The sequence below is a fragment of the Vibrio sp. V38_P2S17PM301 genome (genome assembly GCF_009904845.1).
Classification (GTDB): Bacteria; Pseudomonadota; Gammaproteobacteria; order Enterobacterales; family Vibrionaceae; genus Vibrio; species Vibrio proteolyticus.
The window spans coordinates 1-17,266 of record NZ_WXWO01000082.1 but is presented as its reverse complement, the minus strand read 5'-3'; the positions used below and the strand labels follow the sequence as shown (position 1 = coordinate 17,266).

Below are 17,266 nucleotides of genomic sequence, written 5' to 3'. Positions count from 1 at the left end.
TCGTTGAGAAGGCACGTTCAACAGATACAAGCGCAGAGTACGACCAACGATGAATAAAGATTGTGTTGATAGCGTGTTCTTATTCAAATTTATGCGCGTGTAGAAGATTTCAATCTAGCGGCAGTAATCAAGTCAGGATATGATAAAATATTCATTATCCTTTTAACTTATTGATTTAAAGGTTAAATGTGTACTAGTCGTCAGTTCTGAAAATAAGTACTTGCTAAAGTTTGCTTTTGCGCACATATTCAGAGTAAGTAAATTCGGCGAATTAAGTTAAAATAGGCAGCCATGCTGCTATCCACTGCCTCAAGTGGGTGCAGAGCCAATTTAAGAGTGTGGAGATACAAGTTTGATAAGTGTTTTCCTTGTAGATGATCACGAGCTGGTTCGCACAGGGATACGACGTATTATTGAAGACGTCCGTGGAATGAACGTAGCAGGGGAAGCTGACAGCGGTGAAGAAGCAGTCAAGTGGTGTCGCACTAATCATGCCGATGTCATTTTGATGGATATGAACATGCCGGGAATCGGTGGTCTGGAAGCCACGAAGAAGATCCTGCGTTTCAATCCGGATGTGAAAATCATCGTTTTAACTGTTCATACGGAAAATCCGTTTCCAACTAAAGTGATGCAGGCAGGTGCCGCAGGGTATCTGACGAAAGGTGCTGGCCCGGACGAAATGGTCAACGCGATTCGCGTTGTTCACAGCGGGCAGCGTTATATCTCACCTGAGATTGCTCAACAAATGGCGCTCAGCCAGTTTTCACCAGCGTCTGAAAACCCGTTTGCGGACTTGTCCGAGCGTGAGTTGCAGATCATGTTGATGATAACTAAAGGGCAGAAAGTGACCGATATATCTGAGCAGTTGAATCTCAGCCCCAAAACGGTGAACAGTTACCGTTACCGATTGTTCAGTAAACTGGACATCAGCGGTGACGTTGAACTCACCCATCTGGCGATCCGACACGGAATTTTAGATACCGAGACACTATAGTGACCACCACCTTTGACTCGGTTTCCTTTCTTAAGACAGTAACCAATCAGCCCGGCGTTTACCGTATGTACAGCGCCGATGCTGTGGTTATTTATGTCGGTAAAGCCAAAGATCTCAAAAAGCGCCTGTCCAGTTACTTTCGTCAGCGTGTAGACAGCGAAAAAACCAGAGCACTGGTCAGCAACATCGCAAAAATTGATGTCACGGTTACCCATACTGAGACAGAAGCGCTGATCCTCGAACACAACTACATCAAGCAGTATCTTCCCAAATACAACGTATTGCTGCGGGACGATAAATCGTACCCTTATATTTTTATCAGTGGGCATAAACATCCTCGCTTGTCGATGCATCGTGGTGCGAAAAAGCGCAAAGGGGAATATTTTGGCCCGTATCCCGACTCTGGCGCCGTCCGTGAATCTTTGCATCTGATCCAGAAAATCTTTCCGGTACGTCAGTGTGAAGACACGGTATACAGCAATCGTACCAGGCCTTGCTTGATGTATCAGATTGGACGTTGTGCGGGGCCCTGCGTAAGCAGCATTATCTCTGATGAAGAATACGCGGAGCTGGTCAACTACGTGCGTTTATTCTTACAGGGCAAAGACAAGCAGGTGCTGGAAATTCTGATTGCGAAAATGGAAGAAGCCAGTCGTACACTTAAATTTGAAGATGCGGCCAAATATCGCGATCAGATTCAAGCCATCCGCCGGGTACAGGAACAACAATTCGTTTCTGAAGACAGTATGGATGATATGGATGTATTGGGCTTTGCGCAGGAAAACGGCATTGCCTGCATCCATATTCTGATGATACGGCAAGGTAAAGTGCTGGGGAGCCGGAGTCATTTTCCCAAAGTACCGTCGAACACATCGCAGGAAGAGGTGTTTTACAGTTTTCTCAGTCAGTACTACCTCAGTCACAATGAAGCGAGAACGATCCCAACGCGGATCATCCTTAATCAAGGGCTGGTGGATGACATTAAGCCACTTCAGGATGCGCTCAGCGAAGTGGCGGGTAGGAGGGTGACGTACCATGTCAATCCGGCTGGGACACGAGGCCGCTACCTCAAGTTGGCGAATACCAATGCGCTAACCGCGATTACCACCAAGATCAATCATAAAATGACGATTTCTCAGCGTTTCAAAGCACTGCGCGAAGTGCTGGATATGGATAGCATCAACCGGATGGAGTGTTTTGATATCTCCCATACCATGGGGGAAAGTACCATTGCGTCATGCGTGGTATTCAATCCCGAAGGGCCGGTTAAGCAGGAGTACCGTCGTTATAACATTACCGGAATCACCGGCGGCGATGATTACGCTGCAATGGGACAGGCTCTGGAGCGACGCTACTCAAAACAACTGGATATTGAGAAAATCCCGGACATTATTTTTATTGATGGTGGTAAAGGTCAGCTTAACCGTGCGCATGATATCATCAGAGAATACTGGGATGACTGGCCTAAGCGCCCTAGAATGATAGGCATTGCGAAAGGTGTTACGCGTAAGCCAGGGTTGGAAACTCTGATCACCACGGACGGAGAAGAATTTAATTTACCCAGTGATGATCCCGCCTTGCATCTCATTCAGCATATTCGCGATGAAAGCCACAATCACGCGATTGCAGGTCATCGGGCGAAGCGCGGTAAAACCCGCCGTACCAGTGCACTTGAAGGTATCGAAGGTATTGGACCAAAACGTCGTCAGGCATTGCTCAAATACATGGGTGGATTACAAGAATTAAAGCGGGCGAGTGTTGAAGAAATAGCCAAAGTGCCGGGGATTAGCCATTCTTTGGCAGAAAACATTTATCAAGCATTGAAACAATAAGAAAAATCCCGCAACATTAACGCGCAAACGATAAGAGCCTAATAATATGCGTTTTAACATTCCTAATATTTTATCTCTCCTGCGACTTTTCCTGATCCCGGTATTTGTCGTCGTGTTTTATCTCCCGTACAGCTGGGCGCCTTTTGCGGCCGCTATGGTATTCTGGGTGGCTGGCTTTACTGATTGGCTGGATGGTATGTTGGCACGAAAACTGGGGCAAACCTCCCGTTTTGGCGCTTTTATTGATCCCGTGGCAGATAAAGTATTAGTGGCAACGGCTCTTATTCTTATCACGGAACATTACCACTCAATCTGGATTACGATTCCGGCATTAACCATGATAGCGCGTGAAATCATTATCTCGGCATTGCGTGAATGGATGGCCGAAATTGGTAAACGTGCCAGCGTCGCGGTTTCTTGGATCGGTAAAGTGAAAACGCTGACACAGATGTTTGCGCTGTGGGTTCTTATCTGGCGGTATGATGACTGGATGATCTGGGTTGGTTATATATCCATCTATGTCGCAACAGTATTAACCTACTGGTCGATGGCACAATATCTGGTTGCAGCGAAAGACGATTTACTTAACGAAGAACATCATTAAAAGAGCGGGCGTGAAGCCCGCTTTTTTTATGTAGGATGTGTAACGTCCTAAATAAGGTTGACACTTTCCAACCCCAAAATTGGAGAGTGTTATGAAATCAACCACTAAAAGAACTCAGCGCGATTACTCCCTCGCTTTTAAACTCACCGTAGTGGATGAGGTTGAAAAAGGCAGCCTCACTTACAAACAAGCTCAAGAGAAGTACGGCATCCAAGGTTGTTCTACCGTTTTAGTTTGGCTTCGTAAACATGGTCGACTAGATTGGTCTGAAGGGACACCTAACTTTATGTCCAAAGGAGGCTCTATGGCCGAGTTCAATTCACCGCCCACACCTGAACAACGTATTAAAGAGCTTGAGAAGAAACTGGAAGATGCACAGCTCAAAGCCGACTTCTTTGAAGCTGTCGTGAACGTTATGGAACGTGACTATGGCGTTAGAGTGACAAAAAAGCACAAAGAAGCGTTGTCCAAGAGAAAACCATAGCAGGTTTGACCGTCACGAAGTTTTGTCAGTTAGTACAAATCTCTCGTCAAGCTTATTATAAGCAGTGCCAGACTCAATCTCGTTATGAGCATCATGAGCATGCTGTCATTGGCTTTGTCCGTGAAGTCAGAATGAAGCAGCCACGCATTGGTGCGCGTAAACTGAAGTTCTTAGCCGCAATAAAGGGCCTTCAAATAGGTCGAGATAAGCTCTTTGAGCTTCTCAGAAAGCATCGTCTGTTAGTGAGAACAAGACGAGCCTATCAACGAACGACTGACAGTCGTCATCGGTTCTTCTGTCATCCTAACAAAGTGAAAGATGGACTGACACCAACGAAGCCAGAACAACTGTGGGTGGCTGATATTACTTACTTGCCGACTCAAAATGGAGAGAGCTATGTCAGTCTGGTTACGGACGCTTATTCAAGGAAGATTGTTGGTTACTATGTCGATGACAACATGAAAACGCAATCCGTTAAGCGAGCATTTATCTCAGCGCTCAGGCAACGGCGGAGTGAAGAAAAGCTAATACATCACTCAGATAGAGGCTCACAATACTGCTCGAAGGAATATCAAGATATCCATAAGAAACACAGAGTGACTTGCTCGATGACTGACGGGTATGACTGTTATCAGAATGCGTTAGCAGAGCGCGTAAATGGGATACTCAAAATGGAGCTCTTACTGAGAAAGCCGAAAGATCTGGAAGAAGCGAGGAAAATGGTAGCAGAATCCGTAGAGATCTATAATCAAATGAGGCCTCATACGGCTTTAAAATACAAAACGCCCGATGAAGTACATCGAGCGTTTTAGTTAAAAAGTGTCAACCCATATCAGGACGGGTCAGCGATTTAGCGCCAGCATCGGGGAGGAGCGGNACTTGCTCGATGACTGACGGGTATGACTGTTATCAGAATGCGTTAGCAGAGCGCGTAAATGGGATACTCAAAATGGAGCTCTTACTGAGAAAGCCGAAAGATCTGGAAGAAGCGAGGAAAATGGTAGCAGAATCCGTAGAGATCTATAATCAAATGAGGCCTCATACGGCTTTAAAATACAAAACGCCCGATGAAGTACATCGAGCGTTTTAGTTAAAAAGTGTCAACCCATATCAGGACGGGTCAGCGATTTAGCGCCAGCATCGGGGAGGAGCGGATTCACCCAGATGGTTGAGTGTCAGGGCTTCGTAAGTTTGACCCTGACAGGTATCGAGGTGCTGTCGGGTTGCCGTTTGTGGCAGTGCACGGATCTGGTACCCCTGAGTCGAGGCTGAAACGCTGAACTGATAGCGTGACGGGTCTGAATCACACACCAGACAGATGCCAGCCGAGATTACCGTACCGGCATGATAACCACTGCGATAGTGCTGCTCTAAATAGAGCTGAATACGGCTCAGGTCGCTGAGTGCCTGATGGCGGTGCGCACTACGTACGTGTGCGGTGTAACTTGGGTAGACAAACGCCGCCAGCAGTCCAATTATAGCGAGCACTATCAGAAGTTCGATCAATGTCATTGCATTTAATCGATGGATGAAAGGCTTACATTGTTTTCTTCGAATCATTTCCAGTCCTTCCTTATCTGATGGGGACTCATTTTTCGCAACTGGTAGCATAGGCGCAAGTTGATTGTGGCGGATTTCGTCAGTTACACAGGATTTTGGGAAATGGTTCGCGGGTTCACTTTGATGGAATTGTTGATTACGCTCGGTATTACTCTGACTATGTTGATGACGGCAGTACCGGCTTACTCAGCTTTGTCCGACTATTTCAAAATGACTCAACTGGCGCGCTCGTTAGAGAGCTTTTTGCATCAGGCTCGGGCCGAAGCCGTGTACCGAAATCAAGATCTCTGGGCGCATGTCGAGGTCAGTCAGCGACCGGATGTGAGCGGAGAGTGGCAGATCTGGTTGAGTGATTCTGATGAGTCGGGAAAGGGGGCGGTATTGCTGCGTTTTTCGGGGCAGCGTTATCACGGTATTGCCTTTGAGTCTCAATTTAGCTCAGAACAAATCAAATTTGATGGGGTGCGAGGCAAAATCAAAAACGGTTCAATCTATCTGTATCCAAAGCAGCATCGCGAGCGGGCGCTCAGAATTGGCACGTCGTTCGGCGCCAGTCGGATCAAGTTATGTGGGCTGGAAGGTGAACAATATGGTTATCCGGCGTGTTAGTCAGCGTGGCGGTTCACTGGTGGAACTGATGGTGGCCAGTCTATTAGGACTGTTGGTACTTGCCATGATCGGCTCATTGATGATAAGCATGCAGCGTATGCTGACAGAGCGTGGTCTTCGGTTGTTGTTGGCACAAAACCTCAGCAGTGCCATTCAGCAAATGAAAGAAGACGCGCAGCGCGCCGGTTACAATGGCATCGAGGCTTCATCACTGATGTTATCGGGTGCAGATGCTGTGCTGCACGTTGAGTCGGATCCAGCCCTGTTGGGGTATGTTTACCGGGTTGCTTCTTCCGGCAATGAGGCGTTCCGGCATGTGGTGTACCGGCTTGAGGAGGGCAAGCTGAAATTGTGTGAGAAAGATCAGCCTGATATTCTGACCGTCGTATCGGCAGCAGTCTCCGGGTATCAAGGGGTATGCTTTTCACTGTTTGAACCAGCGCAGATCCGAGTGACGGCTTTTCGGCCGACGACACAGGTGTTGATCAGTAATGCGACTCGCTCCGGATTCACGTCGATCACGCTGGAGGCGCAATTGGCGGCCAAACCAGCCGTGAGTCAGGCGGTATCGGTGGCATTGAAACACAGGAACTGGCAATGATGATACGCCAGCACGGTAGCGCCATCTTACTGGTGACGAGTGTGCTGCTACTGGTGGTGTTAGTGGTCACGCTGGGCTCGGCGCGGCAGATGTTTTTTCTGCTGAAACAGGCGAACAATCACATCAAAAGCCGTCAACAACACTGGTTGGCGGAAGGCGCTCTGGAGTGTGCCATGGCTCAGATCCAGCCGTTGAAAGCGTGGCCGGACATCTTGAGCGATTGTCTTGATGGCAAAGGCATCTTGCCGCAGGTAACGTCCACGACGACGGGTTTTTTGGTGAGCGCCAACGCGGGTTTTGCACATTTGCGTAAAGAAATTCAAATAGGCGGTGACTTATCCTCTGGAGCACTTCAGTCGAGCGCGGACCTTTATTTTCATGGTTCAGCCTCCTTCTCTACTCCCGATCCCGGGGCCGTGACAGAGCAGGGCTGGCAATGCGTTGCCATTCGTTACCGGGATCAACTGGTGACCACAGGGGCAGAAAACAAAGGGCTAAGTGCCATCACGCCACCATACACCGGTTTTCCTGAACCGGGGATGCCAGGTTATTGTGCGGCGAGGCATCAAACCCGTTCATCCAGTGGCACTGATTTAGGGCAGGACTTCGTCCGGGATAAGAGCGTCGAGCCGTTTTCGGCATTCTTCGGTGTGCAGGCCGGGCAGTATGCACGGATTCGTGATGCCGGTAGTTTTACCGTGCTTCATGGTAGCGGCCTGCCTGTCCGGGTTGAGGCGTGCGGGAGCAAAGTGGCGAATTTAGTGGAGATGGGACAGCGACATATCTGGGTGGAAGGGGGCTGTGAAATCGAGCCTCAGGCCTATGCGCGCCTGGTGCAAGCCAGTCAGATGACCGACGGGATCATCCTGTTGATCCACGATGGCGTGTTTTCGCTGATGAGTGACGCCAGCGCAGCTACGCTGCCAGCGCTGAAAGGAGTGATGTTCCTGGTTAACCACGATTACACTCCGCAGCTGGCAGATTGGAGCGGATTTGAGGCGGCAAGTTATCTGCAGCACGAGCCGAATGATATCGCCATCGAGGTTCGCCAGAGAGCAGCGTATTTTCAACATGGTGCGGTCAGCGTTTCCGGTGGACAGTTCTTTGCAGCAACGGGGCAGGCTGCAATCTTCTACACGACACTGGATTTTGCTTACAACCGTGACACGGTCGATGCCATTCGCCGTACCCACGCAAAAATAGTCTGGCGCGAGGGCAGTTGGTATGCGCGTTAGTCTTGCTGGTTTCAGTCTGATTGAAGTTTTAATCTCGCTGATGTTGATCAGTGTAGCGGCGCTTGGCTTTGTCAGGCTCCAGACTTATGTTGAGCGTCAAACCGACTATGTCAGCAACGCGGTGAATGCATTACATCTGGCGGAAACTCAGTTAGAGTGGTTTCGTACACGCGGGGTGTCGTCGGCTCTGACGGCAAACTTTGATCGTGATGTCATCTCAGGTCAGACTTGGTCGGCCCCTTTTTACACGGTGAACTGGGCAGTCGCTGCCGCACCGTTGTCCGCCAGCCTCAAATCGATCTCGGTGAGCGTGAGTTGGCCAGACCGGCATGGAACGCCTCAGCACGTTGAGTTGTCCACGCTTCTTTCGCGTTACAGTGAGTTCGATACGTCAATGCAATCCGGTGACTAAGGCCTGATATGAATAGCCTTTAGCTAACGACGTACGTTATATATTGCATTTTGGTTTCAAGATTGTTTACTTGTGGTGGGTGATGATGTGTCTCGTCTGTTACTCTGCTATTGCGTTTTTGCAAAATATGTCTCCATTTTTGTAATTCCCTTTGGAATCTTGTGCTTTTGAAAAGGCATTTTAATAAAATGTGTCCTGAAATAGAGGCACAAATCATTATTAAAACAGCGGGTGTCAGCGTCGGTTGATATCCGGATGCCGGGGCAACAACATCATAAAATGGAGTTACCATGAGTAACCAAGCTGTAAATCAGGCGCCATCTCAGAAGCCGAGTGGGATGGATCGCTTTCTCAACTTTATCGAACGGGCTGGTAATAAGATCCCTGACCCGGCGATTCTGTTCTTCTGGGCACTGGTCATTGTCTGGGTTTCGTCCGCCCTTTTGTCAAATGTTACGTTTGACCTTATCAACCCTCGAACCGGCGAAGCACTACAGGTTAACAACCTCCTGACCGGTCAGGCACTGGCCAGTTTTCTGGCCAATATGGTCTCAACCTTTACTGGCTTCGCCCCGCTTGGGATCGTGCTGGTCGCGATGCTCGGGGTCGGTGTGGCAGATTCGTCCGGCTTTATTACCACCGGGCTGAAAAAAATGCTCAACTTCACGCCGGCCAGATTGCTGACACCTATGTTGATTCTGGTGGCGATTGTGTCCCACACCGCGGCGGATGCCGGGTATGTGTTGGTTATTCCATTGGGCGGGATCATTTTCCATGCCGCTGGCCGTCACCCTCTGGCGGGTATTGCTGCGGCATTTGCTGGCGTTTCAGGCGGTTTCTCCGCGAACTTCATTCCTTCAGGAATCGATCCCTTGCTGGCGGGGTTCACCCAGACGGCGGCGCAAGTGCTGGATCCCGACTACGTAGTGAACCCGCTGGCGAATATTTTCTTCACCGGGTTGTCGTCGGTGATCATTGTGGCAATCGGCTGGTACGTGACGGAAAAAATTATTGAACCCCGTTTGCGTCAGATGCCTGTGGATGAAGATGCTGAAGCGGCCCCAGATCTCGGTTCATTTAGCGCAACGGAGTCCAAGGCATTTCGCTACGCTGGCTGGGCGATGTTGGCTGGTATTGCACTGCTGATTTTTGCTGTGTTGCCAGAAGACTCCGCCTTGCGTTCGTCGGAAGGGGAAATCACCGCATTTTCCGCACCGCTGATGAAGTCGATTGTGCCACTGATCTTCATTCTGTTTATCATTCCGGGCATCGTTTACGGCCGTGTAGCCGGCACGTTCAAGAGCAGCAATGATGTGATTAAAGCCATGTCTGATACCATGTCGACCATGGGCGCGTACATTGTGATGTCGTTTTTTTGTGCCCAGTTCCTGGCTGCTTTTGGTCAGTCTAACATCGGTACTATGCTGGCGCTGTATGGTGCTGAGGGACTGAAAGCATTGAACTTACCGGGACAGGCTACCATCATCGGTATGATTCTGCTGACGGCGGCAGTGAACCTGTTGGTCGGCTCTGCATCGGCAAAATGGGCGCTGATTGGCCCGATTTTGGTGCCAATGCTGATGGCTGTGGGGATTTCGCCGGAACTGTCACAAGCAGCGTATCGAGTGGGAGATTCCGTGTCGAACATCATTTCACCACTGATGGTATTCTTCCCGCTGGTGGTGGTGTACTGCCAACGTTATGTAAAGTCGACCGGCATTGGTACGCTGGCATCGCTGATGATGCCGTTTTCTATCGCGATGCTGATCGGGTGGTCGATATTCCTGCTGGCGTATTGGGGGCTGAGTATTCCACTTGGGATCCAGGCACCGTACACCTACTCTATGTAAAGTCGTTGCCGAAGAAAAAACGCAGGCCTTTGCCTGCGTTTTTTATTAGAGTGGGCGGCTTGTCCGGTGACTATCCTCGTTAACGACTTACCGTTATAATTTTGTCAGTGTTGTTATTAATCTCTTTGTCGGAGCTACTGTGTCGCAATCCCCGTTTTCCCCTCAAGATGAACATTTCATGCGCCGTGCGATAGAGCTGGCACGTCGGGCGGAAGCCGAAGGGGAAGTGCCGGTCGGAGCGGTGCTGGTGAAAGACGGCCAGGTGATCGCGGAAGGATGGAACCGTTCTATTTGCAGCCATGACGCGACAGCGCATGCGGAAATTCAAACGCTGCGTCAGGCGGGTCAGGTGCTGCAGAACTATCGTCTGCTGGATACCACGCTGTACGTAACTCTGGAACCTTGCCCTATGTGTGCGGGCGCTCTGTTGCATAGCCGGGTGAAAAGAGTGGTGTATGGTGCGCCGGATCTGAAAGCCGGAGCTGCCGGAACTGTGTTGGATCTGTTTGCCAGTCAGGCTGCGTATCACTACGCCGATGTGGAGTCTGGTTTGTTGGAGCAGGAGTGTCGCGAGCAGCTTCAGGCGTTTTTTAAGCGTCGCCGTAAAGAAATCAAAGCACTGAAACAAGCGAATAAGGCAGCAGGAGAAGAGTAAGACCAGACAGCAAACACCCGCCGAGGCAGATGTCTGCTCATTGATGATCAGGCCATGCAGGCTTGCATGAAAGCGCGGTTACGCCAGATGATTTTCTTTTTGTTGTTGGCCAACATACGTTTACGACGATTGGTCGCAACGGTTTTATACAGGCGTTTCGATTGCATTTTACGTTTCAGCATAAAACCACCCCCCTAGTAAAATCCGTCACCTCTGTATGGGTGACGTGCTTGGTTGATATTCAAAATACCGTTATAACTGTCCAATATGACTGAACGATGAAACTCAGCAAGAATCTGAATTTGGCTAATATGTATGGCTTTTTCGCCTAAAAATCAAGAGGGCAGCGCGATATTCGCGCTGCCCTCGGCGTTTAGGTGAGGTTGCAATTACGGCGTGTCAATACCGGTGCCGGCGGCCGATTGGGCAGGATTCGGCGCGGTGTCTACGGCTGAGCTCTGCGTCTCTGGCTCACTGATGATATCTGGCAGCTCTTCTTCCGGCGCGGCGATCACGGCCAGATCATTGATGTCTGCATCGGCATCATTGGCCGTTTGCTGCTCCACATGGCCGATGATGCTTTGATAGTAGCGGCGGATGTTTTCCACGTAATTCTTAGCCTCGTCGCCCCGGGCATAGCCATAACGGGTTTGACTGAAATAGCGTTTTTGGCGCAGCAGTGGCAGACGATCTTTTACGTCATTCCAGGCATCCGGGTTTGCTCCCTGCTTTTTGGTCAGGCGGCGAGCATCCATCATATGGCCGTAGCCTACGTTGTAGGACGCCAATGCAAACCAGATCTTTTCATGTTCGTTGATGCTGTCCGGGACCCGTTCGACCATTCGGCGTAAATATTCCACGCCGCCCAGCACAGATTGCTCAGGATCCAGTCGGTCCTGCACGCCAACGCTTTTGGCGGTGGGCAGGGTTAGCATCATCATGCCGCGTACACCAGTGGGTGATTTCGCGGTTGGATTCCAGTGGGATTCCTGATACGCCAACGCGGCAATCAACCGCCAGTCAAACTCTTTAGAGTATTTTTTAAACAGTGGTGACCATTTGGGCAGCTTGTCATCCAGCGCGCGGATAAATGCACGGGTATCAACGTAATCGAAGCTGCCGACGTGACCAATGTATTTCTCTTCCAGATTGGCCAGATGGCCAGACTGTTTCAGGTTGCCAAAGAATTCGATCATCAGCGCATAGAGACTTTCATCTTCTGAGCGACGAATAAACCAGGAGATCGGTTGATCTTCGGTCAGTTCAAACGCCAGTGCTAAATCCGGATAAACACGTTGCGACAACGAGACTTCAATGGAGTCGGCCACAGTAAAGCGTATTTTACCATCGGAGACTTTTTTCAACTGATCGTTGACGTCTGAGTTGGTGTCAATCTGATAGCGAAATTGCGGATACTGGCGCTGAATGTCCGTCAGAGTCTTTTTGAAGTGGGAGTCATTGACGATCTCAATCACAGGTCTGTCGTTGGTGTCATCGCTGAGCGTATTTTGTCGGTTGACCAGCTGTTTTACCGAGCGTGGGCGCCATTGACCTTTTTTATACACCAACTGTTGGCTGACGTAGTAGTAGGCAGGGCCAGCACGAAAACGTGACAGGCGCTCTTCGGACTGGGACAGACCTGCGGCGATCAGATCGATTTCACCACGTTCCAGCGCCGGGTAGAGGCTGGAGATACGGTACGCGGGTTTCATCTCGAGTTTGACGCCCAACTCATTTGCGAATTCACGCGCCAGTTCGTAGTCCAGGCCTGCCGGGCCATCCGGGCCAATGTAATAGGAGAGCTGGTTGTTGAGCGTACCGACTCGCAGAACGCCGCGCTCGCGGATCTGGTCCAGTTCACTTTTGGGCTCAGATTCAATCTGGCATCCCTGGAGAAAAAGGGCGAGCAAGAACAGCGTCAGGGCGCGGTAGAGTCGTCGCATATAGTTATAATTCATGAATGATAAATCTCGTACTTCCGGTGCGGCTCAAAGAACCAGTGTTCATTTGAGTTCCGACATTTATATCAAAGAGGCATAAGTTGGCAAAGTCCGGTAAGGTAAAGATTTGTCGATCTGCGTTCAATGCTGCCAATTTTGGCCTAATTCAAAAATGACAAAAAAAGTGACGCAAACGGTTGCTTTTGGTGTTACATCACAAAAACAATTCCTATATAATGCGCTCGCAAAGGAGAGGTGAAATCGGTATAAGTTCTGGGTTTTATTGTAACTTTCTGAATTTATTCCAATATTACCTTAATCACTTGCATAAGAGACCTAAGCACATGAGAATTTTGCGTGGCTCCCCAGCTCTTTCTGAGTTTCGTGTCAGTAAATTACTGGAACTTTGTCATGAACAAACTCTGCCGGTAACCGGTATTTACGCAGAGTTTATGCACTTTGCTGATCTGACCGCTGATCTGGATGCACCTGAGTTAGAGAAATTAGAAAAACTTCTGACGTACGGCCCAACGATCGAAGAGCACGAGCCTCAAGGTCTTTTGCTTTTGGTGACTCCGCGCCCGGGTACTATCTCACCTTGGTCTTCAAAATCCACCGACATTGCAAAAAACTGTGGTCTGAGCAAAGTGAAGCGCCTTGAGCGCGGCACCGCTTATTACGTAGAATCTTCGACAACGCTATCGGACGCGCAAGTGGATGCGGTAAAAGCGCTTATCCACGATCGTATGATGGAAACCGTGTTCACGGAACTTGAAGCCGCGTCAGCATTGTTTACGGTCGCAGAGCCTAAGCCTGTCGCGCACGTTGATATCTTAGCGGGTGGTCGTGTTGCACTTGAAGAAGCAAACGTTTCCCTAGGTTTGGCGCTCGCAGAAGATGAAATTGATTACTTAGTCGAGAACTTTACTAAGCTAGGTCGTAACCCTAACGACATCGAGCTGATGATGTTTGCTCAGGCGAACTCAGAGCACTGTCGTCATAAAATCTTTAATGCAGACTGGACTATCGATGGCGTAGACCAAGAAAAGTCGCTGTTTAAGATGATCAAAAACACATTCGAAACTACACCAGACCACGTTTTGTCTGCTTACAAAGATAACGCAGCAGTAATGACCGGTTCGAAAGTGGGTCGTTTCTTCCCTGACCCTAAATCTCGTCAATACACTTACCACCATGAAGATGCACACATCTTAATGAAGGTAGAGACGCACAACCACCCAACGGCAATTTCTCCATGGCCGGGGGCATCAACCGGTTCTGGCGGTGAAATCCGTGACGAAGGCGCTACGGGTATTGGCGGTAAACCCAAAGCGGGTCTGGTTGGCTTTACAACGTCTAACTTGCGTATTCCTGGTTATGAACAGCCTTGGGAAACCGACTTCGGTAAGCCGGGTCGTATCGTAAACGCATTAGATATCATGCTGGAAGGTCCTCTGGGCGGCGCGGCATTCAACAACGAATTTGGTCGTCCAAACCTATTGGGTTACTTCCGTACTTACGAAGAAAAAGTGACCTCTCACGCGGGTGAAGAGGTGCGTGGTTACCACAAACCAATCATGATCGCGGGCGGTATGGGTAACATCCGTGACGAACACGTACAAAAGAAAGAGATCCCTGTGGGGGCGAGCCTAATCGTACTTGGTGGTCCGGCAATGAACATCGGTCTTGGTGGTGGCGCTGCGTCTTCAATGGCGTCAGGCCAGTCAGCTGAAGATCTGGATTTTGCTTCTGTACAACGTGAAAACCCAGAGATGGAGCGTCGTTGTCAGGAAGTGATCGACCGTTGTTGGCAGCTAGGTGAAGACAACCCAATCGCCTTTATCCACGATGTGGGCGCGGGCGGTATCTCGAACGCACTACCTGAGCTTTGTGACGACGGTGAGCGTGGCGGCAAGTTCCAGCTACGTGATGTACCAAATGATGAATTGAGCATGAGCCCGTTGGAAATCTGGTGTAACGAATCTCAGGAACGTTACGTTCTTGCCGTCGCACCAGAAAACATGCAAGCATTTGATGCCATCTGTAAGCGTGAACGTGCACCTTACGCTGTGGTTGGGGTGGCAACAGAAGAGCGTCATCTGACACTAGAAGACTCACACTTCGACAACACGCCAATTGATATGCCAATGGATATCCTGCTTGGTAAAACACCGAAGATGCACCGTGAAGCGACGACGTTGAAAGTCGATAGCCCAGCGATTGCACGCGATGGTATTGAAATTAACGAAGCGGCAGAGCGCGTACTGCGTCTACCAACGGTTGCTGAGAAAACCTTCCTGATTACAATCGGTGACCGCTCAGTAACGGGGCTGGTGGCCCGTGACCAGATGGTTGGTCCTTGGCAGGTGCCTGTCGCGAACTGTGCGGTTACGGCGGCAAGTTACGACACCTACCACGGCGAAGCAATGTCGATGGGTGAGCGCACGCCGGTTGCGTTACTCGACTTCGGCGCATCGGCTCGTCTGGCGGTAGGTGAATCACTGACTAACATCGCGGCGACAGACATCGGCGATATCAAACGTATTAAACTGTCGGCGAACTGGATGTCTCCAGCGGGTCACCCGGGCGAAGATGCGGGTCTTTACGAAGCAGTGAAAGCGGTCGGTGAAGAGTTGTGTCCGGCGCTGGGTTTGACTATCCCGGTTGGTAAAGACTCCATGTCGATGAAGACCAAGTGGGAAGAGAATGGCGAAAGCAAAGAAGTCACTTCACCGTTATCGTTGGTTATCACTGCGTTTGGCCGTGTTGAAGACGTACGTAAGACCGTAACGCCTCAGCTTCGTACCGACAAAGGTGAAACGTCGCTGGTGCTGGTTGATCTGGGCAACGGTAAGAACCGTCTTGGCGCTACCGCATTGGCGCAGGTGTACAAGCAACTGGGGGACAAACCCGCTGACGTCGACAACGCAGAGCAACTGAAAGGTTTCTTCGATGCGATGCAAAAACTGGTGCGAGCCGACAAACTGCTGGCTTACCACGACAAAGGCGATGGCGGCTTGCTCGTCACGCTCGCAGAAATGGCTTTTGCGGGTCACTGCGGTGTGAAAGCCAACATTGCTGAGCTAGGCGAAGATACGCTGGCGGCGCTATTTAACGAAGAACTTGGTGCGGTTGTTCAGGTTAAGAACGACAACTTGGATTCAGTGCTGTCTACGCTAGCGGCAAACGGCTTAGAATCATGCTCACATGTGATTGGTTCCGTTGATGCTTCAGACCGCTTTGTTATCACCTCTGGTGATGTCGTCGTACTTGAGCGTTCACGTACCGAGTTACGTGTTATCTGGGCAGAAACGACGCATAAAATGCAGGCACTGCGTGATAATCCAGCGTGCGCCGACCAGGAATTTGAAGCGAAGAAAGATAATTCGGATCCGGGTCTGAACGTCTCACTTAGCTTTGATGTCAACGAAGATATCGCCGCGCCGTATATTGTTAAAGGTGCGAAACCTAAGATGGCGATTCTGCGCGAGCAGGGCGTGAACTCTCACGTTGAAATGGCGGCAGCGTTTGACCGTGCGGGCTTCGAAGCAACCGATATCCACATGAGTGACATTCTAACAGGTCAGGCGGCACTGGATGAGTATCAGGGGCTGGTGGCTTGCGGTGGTTTCTCTTATGGTGACGTACTCGGTGCAGGGGAAGGGTGGGCGAAGTCTATCCTGTTTAACGCCCAAGCGCGTGAGCAATTCCAAGCCTTCTTCAACCGTGAAGAGACGTTCTCTCTCGGGGTGTGTAACGGTTGTCAGATGTTGTCGAACCTAAAAGAACTGATCCCAGGAGCGGAGCTGTGGCCACGTTTTGTTCGCAACGAATCGGAACGTTTTGAAGCGCGCTTTAGCCTGGTTGAAGTGCAGAAATCGGATTCTGTCTTCTTTGATGGTATGGCGGGATCTCGTATGCCTATTGCGGTTTCTCACGGTGAAGGCCGCGTGGAAGTGCGTGGTGGTGAGCACCTAAACGCCATTGAAGCATCCGGTACTGTCGCGCTGCGTTACGTTGATAATAACGGTAACCCAACACAGCAATATCCGAATAACCCGAATGGTTCACCAAATGCGATTACTGGCCTGACAACCGCAGACGGCCGCGTGACCATCATGATGCCGCACCCTGAGCGGGTATTCCGCACAGTGGCGAATTCCTGGGCGCCGGAAGGCTGGGGTGAAAATGGCGCTTGGATGCGTATGTTCCAGAATGCACGTAAAAACATGGGTTAAGTTTGATTGTTTTCACCATATTAATCGCGCAGGTCTGTTGGCCTGCGCTTTTTTGTATGGAGAAAACCCCCAGCTAGGCTGGGGGTTCCGTAAAGCTTACAGCTATAAGTTAGTTATATAACCCCTTTCAATTTGATAAAAACGTCTTGTGGTCTGGCAACTGCAAGAGTTAATTAAGAATTGAAAGGGGGTCCCAATGGGGGACGAAAAGAGCTTAGCGCACACGCGATGGAATTGTAAATATCATGT

General features: G+C 50.0%; 14 protein-coding genes and 1 pseudogene. 12 read left to right on the top strand and 3 right to left on the bottom strand.

What is annotated here, in order from left to right:
- Positions 1-352 precede the first annotated feature (352 nt).
- The 5 genes and pseudogenes from uvrY to CAG64_RS17490 all read left to right on the top strand — a co-directional run.
- Positions 353-997 (top strand): UvrY/SirA/GacA family response regulator transcription factor, encoded by a 645-nt coding sequence (gene uvrY / locus CAG64_RS17510; protein ID WP_021705486.1) that lies wholly within the window; start codon positions 353-355, stop codon positions 995-997.
- Positions 997-2,829 (top strand): excinuclease ABC subunit UvrC, encoded by a 1,833-nt coding sequence (gene uvrC / locus CAG64_RS17505; RefSeq protein WP_161453797.1) that lies wholly within the window; start codon positions 997-999, stop codon positions 2,827-2,829. Before uvrY ends, uvrC begins: the two co-directional genes overlap by 1 nt.
- A gap of 46 nt (positions 2,830-2,875) precedes the next feature.
- Positions 2,876-3,433: a CDP-diacylglycerol--glycerol-3-phosphate 3-phosphatidyltransferase gene (gene pgsA, locus CAG64_RS17500; protein WP_021705488.1), complete on the top strand. Its 558-nt coding sequence runs from the start codon at positions 2,876-2,878 to the stop codon at positions 3,431-3,433.
- Between the two features lie 91 nt (positions 3,434-3,524).
- Positions 3,525-4,729 (top strand): IS3 family transposase gene (locus CAG64_RS17495; protein WP_161448537.1). Its coding sequence is split into 2 segments (ribosomal slippage): positions 3,525-3,891 and positions 3,891-4,729, totalling 1,206 coding nucleotides; the frame shifts between segments, so codons are not numbered across the junction.
- Between the two features lie 68 nt (positions 4,730-4,797).
- A pseudogene (locus CAG64_RS17490) lies at positions 4,798-5,007 on the top strand (integrase core domain-containing protein); the annotation flags it as partial.
- 38 nt (positions 5,008-5,045) lie between these two features.
- On the opposite strand, the gene CAG64_RS17485 reads toward CAG64_RS17490, so the two are convergent.
- Positions 5,046-5,477: a type IV pilin protein gene (locus CAG64_RS17485; protein ID WP_021706637.1), complete on the bottom strand. Its 432-nt coding sequence runs from the start codon at positions 5,475-5,477 to the stop codon at positions 5,046-5,048.
- 123 nt (positions 5,478-5,600) lie between these two features.
- Here CAG64_RS17485 and CAG64_RS17480 point away from each other — a divergent pair, with 123 nt between their 5' ends.
- From CAG64_RS17480 to tadA, 6 genes are all read left to right on the top strand, one after another.
- On the top strand, positions 5,601-6,086 hold the full coding sequence (locus tag CAG64_RS17480) for a GspH/FimT family pseudopilin (RefSeq protein ID WP_237668147.1): 486 nt from the start codon (positions 5,601-5,603) through the stop codon (positions 6,084-6,086).
- Positions 6,067-6,687, top strand: a complete 621-nt coding sequence (locus CAG64_RS17475; protein ID WP_161447674.1) for a pilus assembly protein PilW — start codon at positions 6,067-6,069, stop codon at positions 6,685-6,687. Before CAG64_RS17480 ends, CAG64_RS17475 begins: the two co-directional genes overlap by 20 nt.
- Positions 6,684-7,922 carry a hypothetical protein gene (locus CAG64_RS17470; protein ID WP_161447672.1) on the top strand — a complete coding sequence of 413 codons (1,239 nt, stop codon included), beginning with the start codon at positions 6,684-6,686 and terminating at the stop codon, positions 7,920-7,922. Before CAG64_RS17475 ends, CAG64_RS17470 begins: the two co-directional genes overlap by 4 nt.
- Complete coding sequence (locus tag CAG64_RS17465) at positions 7,912-8,334, top strand: type IV pilus modification PilV family protein (protein ID WP_161447670.1); 423 nt, start codon at positions 7,912-7,914, stop codon at positions 8,332-8,334. Before CAG64_RS17470 ends, CAG64_RS17465 begins: the two co-directional genes overlap by 11 nt.
- A 290-nt stretch (positions 8,335-8,624) precedes the next feature.
- Entirely contained in the window at positions 8,625-10,184 is a 1,560-nt protein-coding gene (locus tag CAG64_RS17460) for an AbgT family transporter (RefSeq protein ID WP_021706642.1), read from the top strand.
- 139 nt (positions 10,185-10,323) lie between these two features.
- Positions 10,324-10,839 carry a tRNA adenosine(34) deaminase TadA gene (gene tadA / locus CAG64_RS17455; protein WP_161447668.1) on the top strand — a complete coding sequence of 172 codons (516 nt, stop codon included), beginning with the start codon at positions 10,324-10,326 and terminating at the stop codon, positions 10,837-10,839.
- Positions 10,840-10,886: 47 nt separating this feature from the next.
- On the opposite strand, the gene CAG64_RS23990 is transcribed toward tadA, so the two are convergent.
- Together CAG64_RS23990 and mltF are read right to left on the bottom strand one after the other, a co-directional pair.
- Complete coding sequence (locus CAG64_RS23990; protein WP_021706644.1) at positions 10,887-11,021, bottom strand: hypothetical protein; 135 nt, start codon at positions 11,019-11,021, stop codon at positions 10,887-10,889.
- Positions 11,022-11,228: 207 nt separating this feature from the next.
- On the bottom strand, positions 11,229-12,797 hold the full coding sequence (gene mltF, locus CAG64_RS17450; RefSeq protein ID WP_161447666.1) for a membrane-bound lytic murein transglycosylase MltF: 1,569 nt from the start codon (positions 12,795-12,797) through the stop codon (positions 11,229-11,231).
- A 326-nt stretch (positions 12,798-13,123) separates the two neighbouring features.
- Here mltF and purL point away from each other — a divergent pair, with 326 nt between their 5' ends.
- Positions 13,124-17,017: a phosphoribosylformylglycinamidine synthase gene (gene purL / locus CAG64_RS17445; protein WP_161447664.1), complete on the top strand. Its 3,894-nt coding sequence runs from the start codon at positions 13,124-13,126 to the stop codon at positions 17,015-17,017.
- Positions 17,018-17,266: the final 249 nt, after the last annotated feature.

Coding starts and splice junctions, on each gene's coding strand:
- pgsA (WP_021705488.1), top strand. CDS start 2,876: ATGCGTTTTAACATTCCTAATATTTTATCTCTCCTGCGACTTTTCCTG.
- CAG64_RS17485 (WP_021706637.1), bottom strand. CDS start 5,477: ATGATTCGAAGAAAACAATGTAAGCCTTTCATCCATCGATTAAATGCA.
- CAG64_RS17480 (WP_237668147.1), top strand. CDS start 5,601: ATGGAATTGTTGATTACGCTCGGTATTACTCTGACTATGTTGATGACG.
- CAG64_RS17475 (WP_161447674.1), top strand. CDS start 6,067: ATGGTTATCCGGCGTGTTAGTCAGCGTGGCGGTTCACTGGTGGAACTG.
- CAG64_RS17470 (WP_161447672.1), top strand. CDS start 6,684: ATGATGATACGCCAGCACGGTAGCGCCATCTTACTGGTGACGAGTGTG.
- CAG64_RS17465 (WP_161447670.1), top strand. CDS start 7,912: ATGCGCGTTAGTCTTGCTGGTTTCAGTCTGATTGAAGTTTTAATCTCG.
- CAG64_RS17460 (WP_021706642.1), top strand. CDS start 8,625: ATGAGTAACCAAGCTGTAAATCAGGCGCCATCTCAGAAGCCGAGTGGG.
- CAG64_RS23990 (WP_021706644.1), bottom strand. CDS start 11,021: ATGCTGAAACGTAAAATGCAATCGAAACGCCTGTATAAAACCGTTGCG.
- mltF (WP_161447666.1), bottom strand. CDS start 12,797: ATGAATTATAACTATATGCGACGACTCTACCGCGCCCTGACGCTGTTC.
- purL (WP_161447664.1), top strand. CDS start 13,124: ATGAGAATTTTGCGTGGCTCCCCAGCTCTTTCTGAGTTTCGTGTCAGT.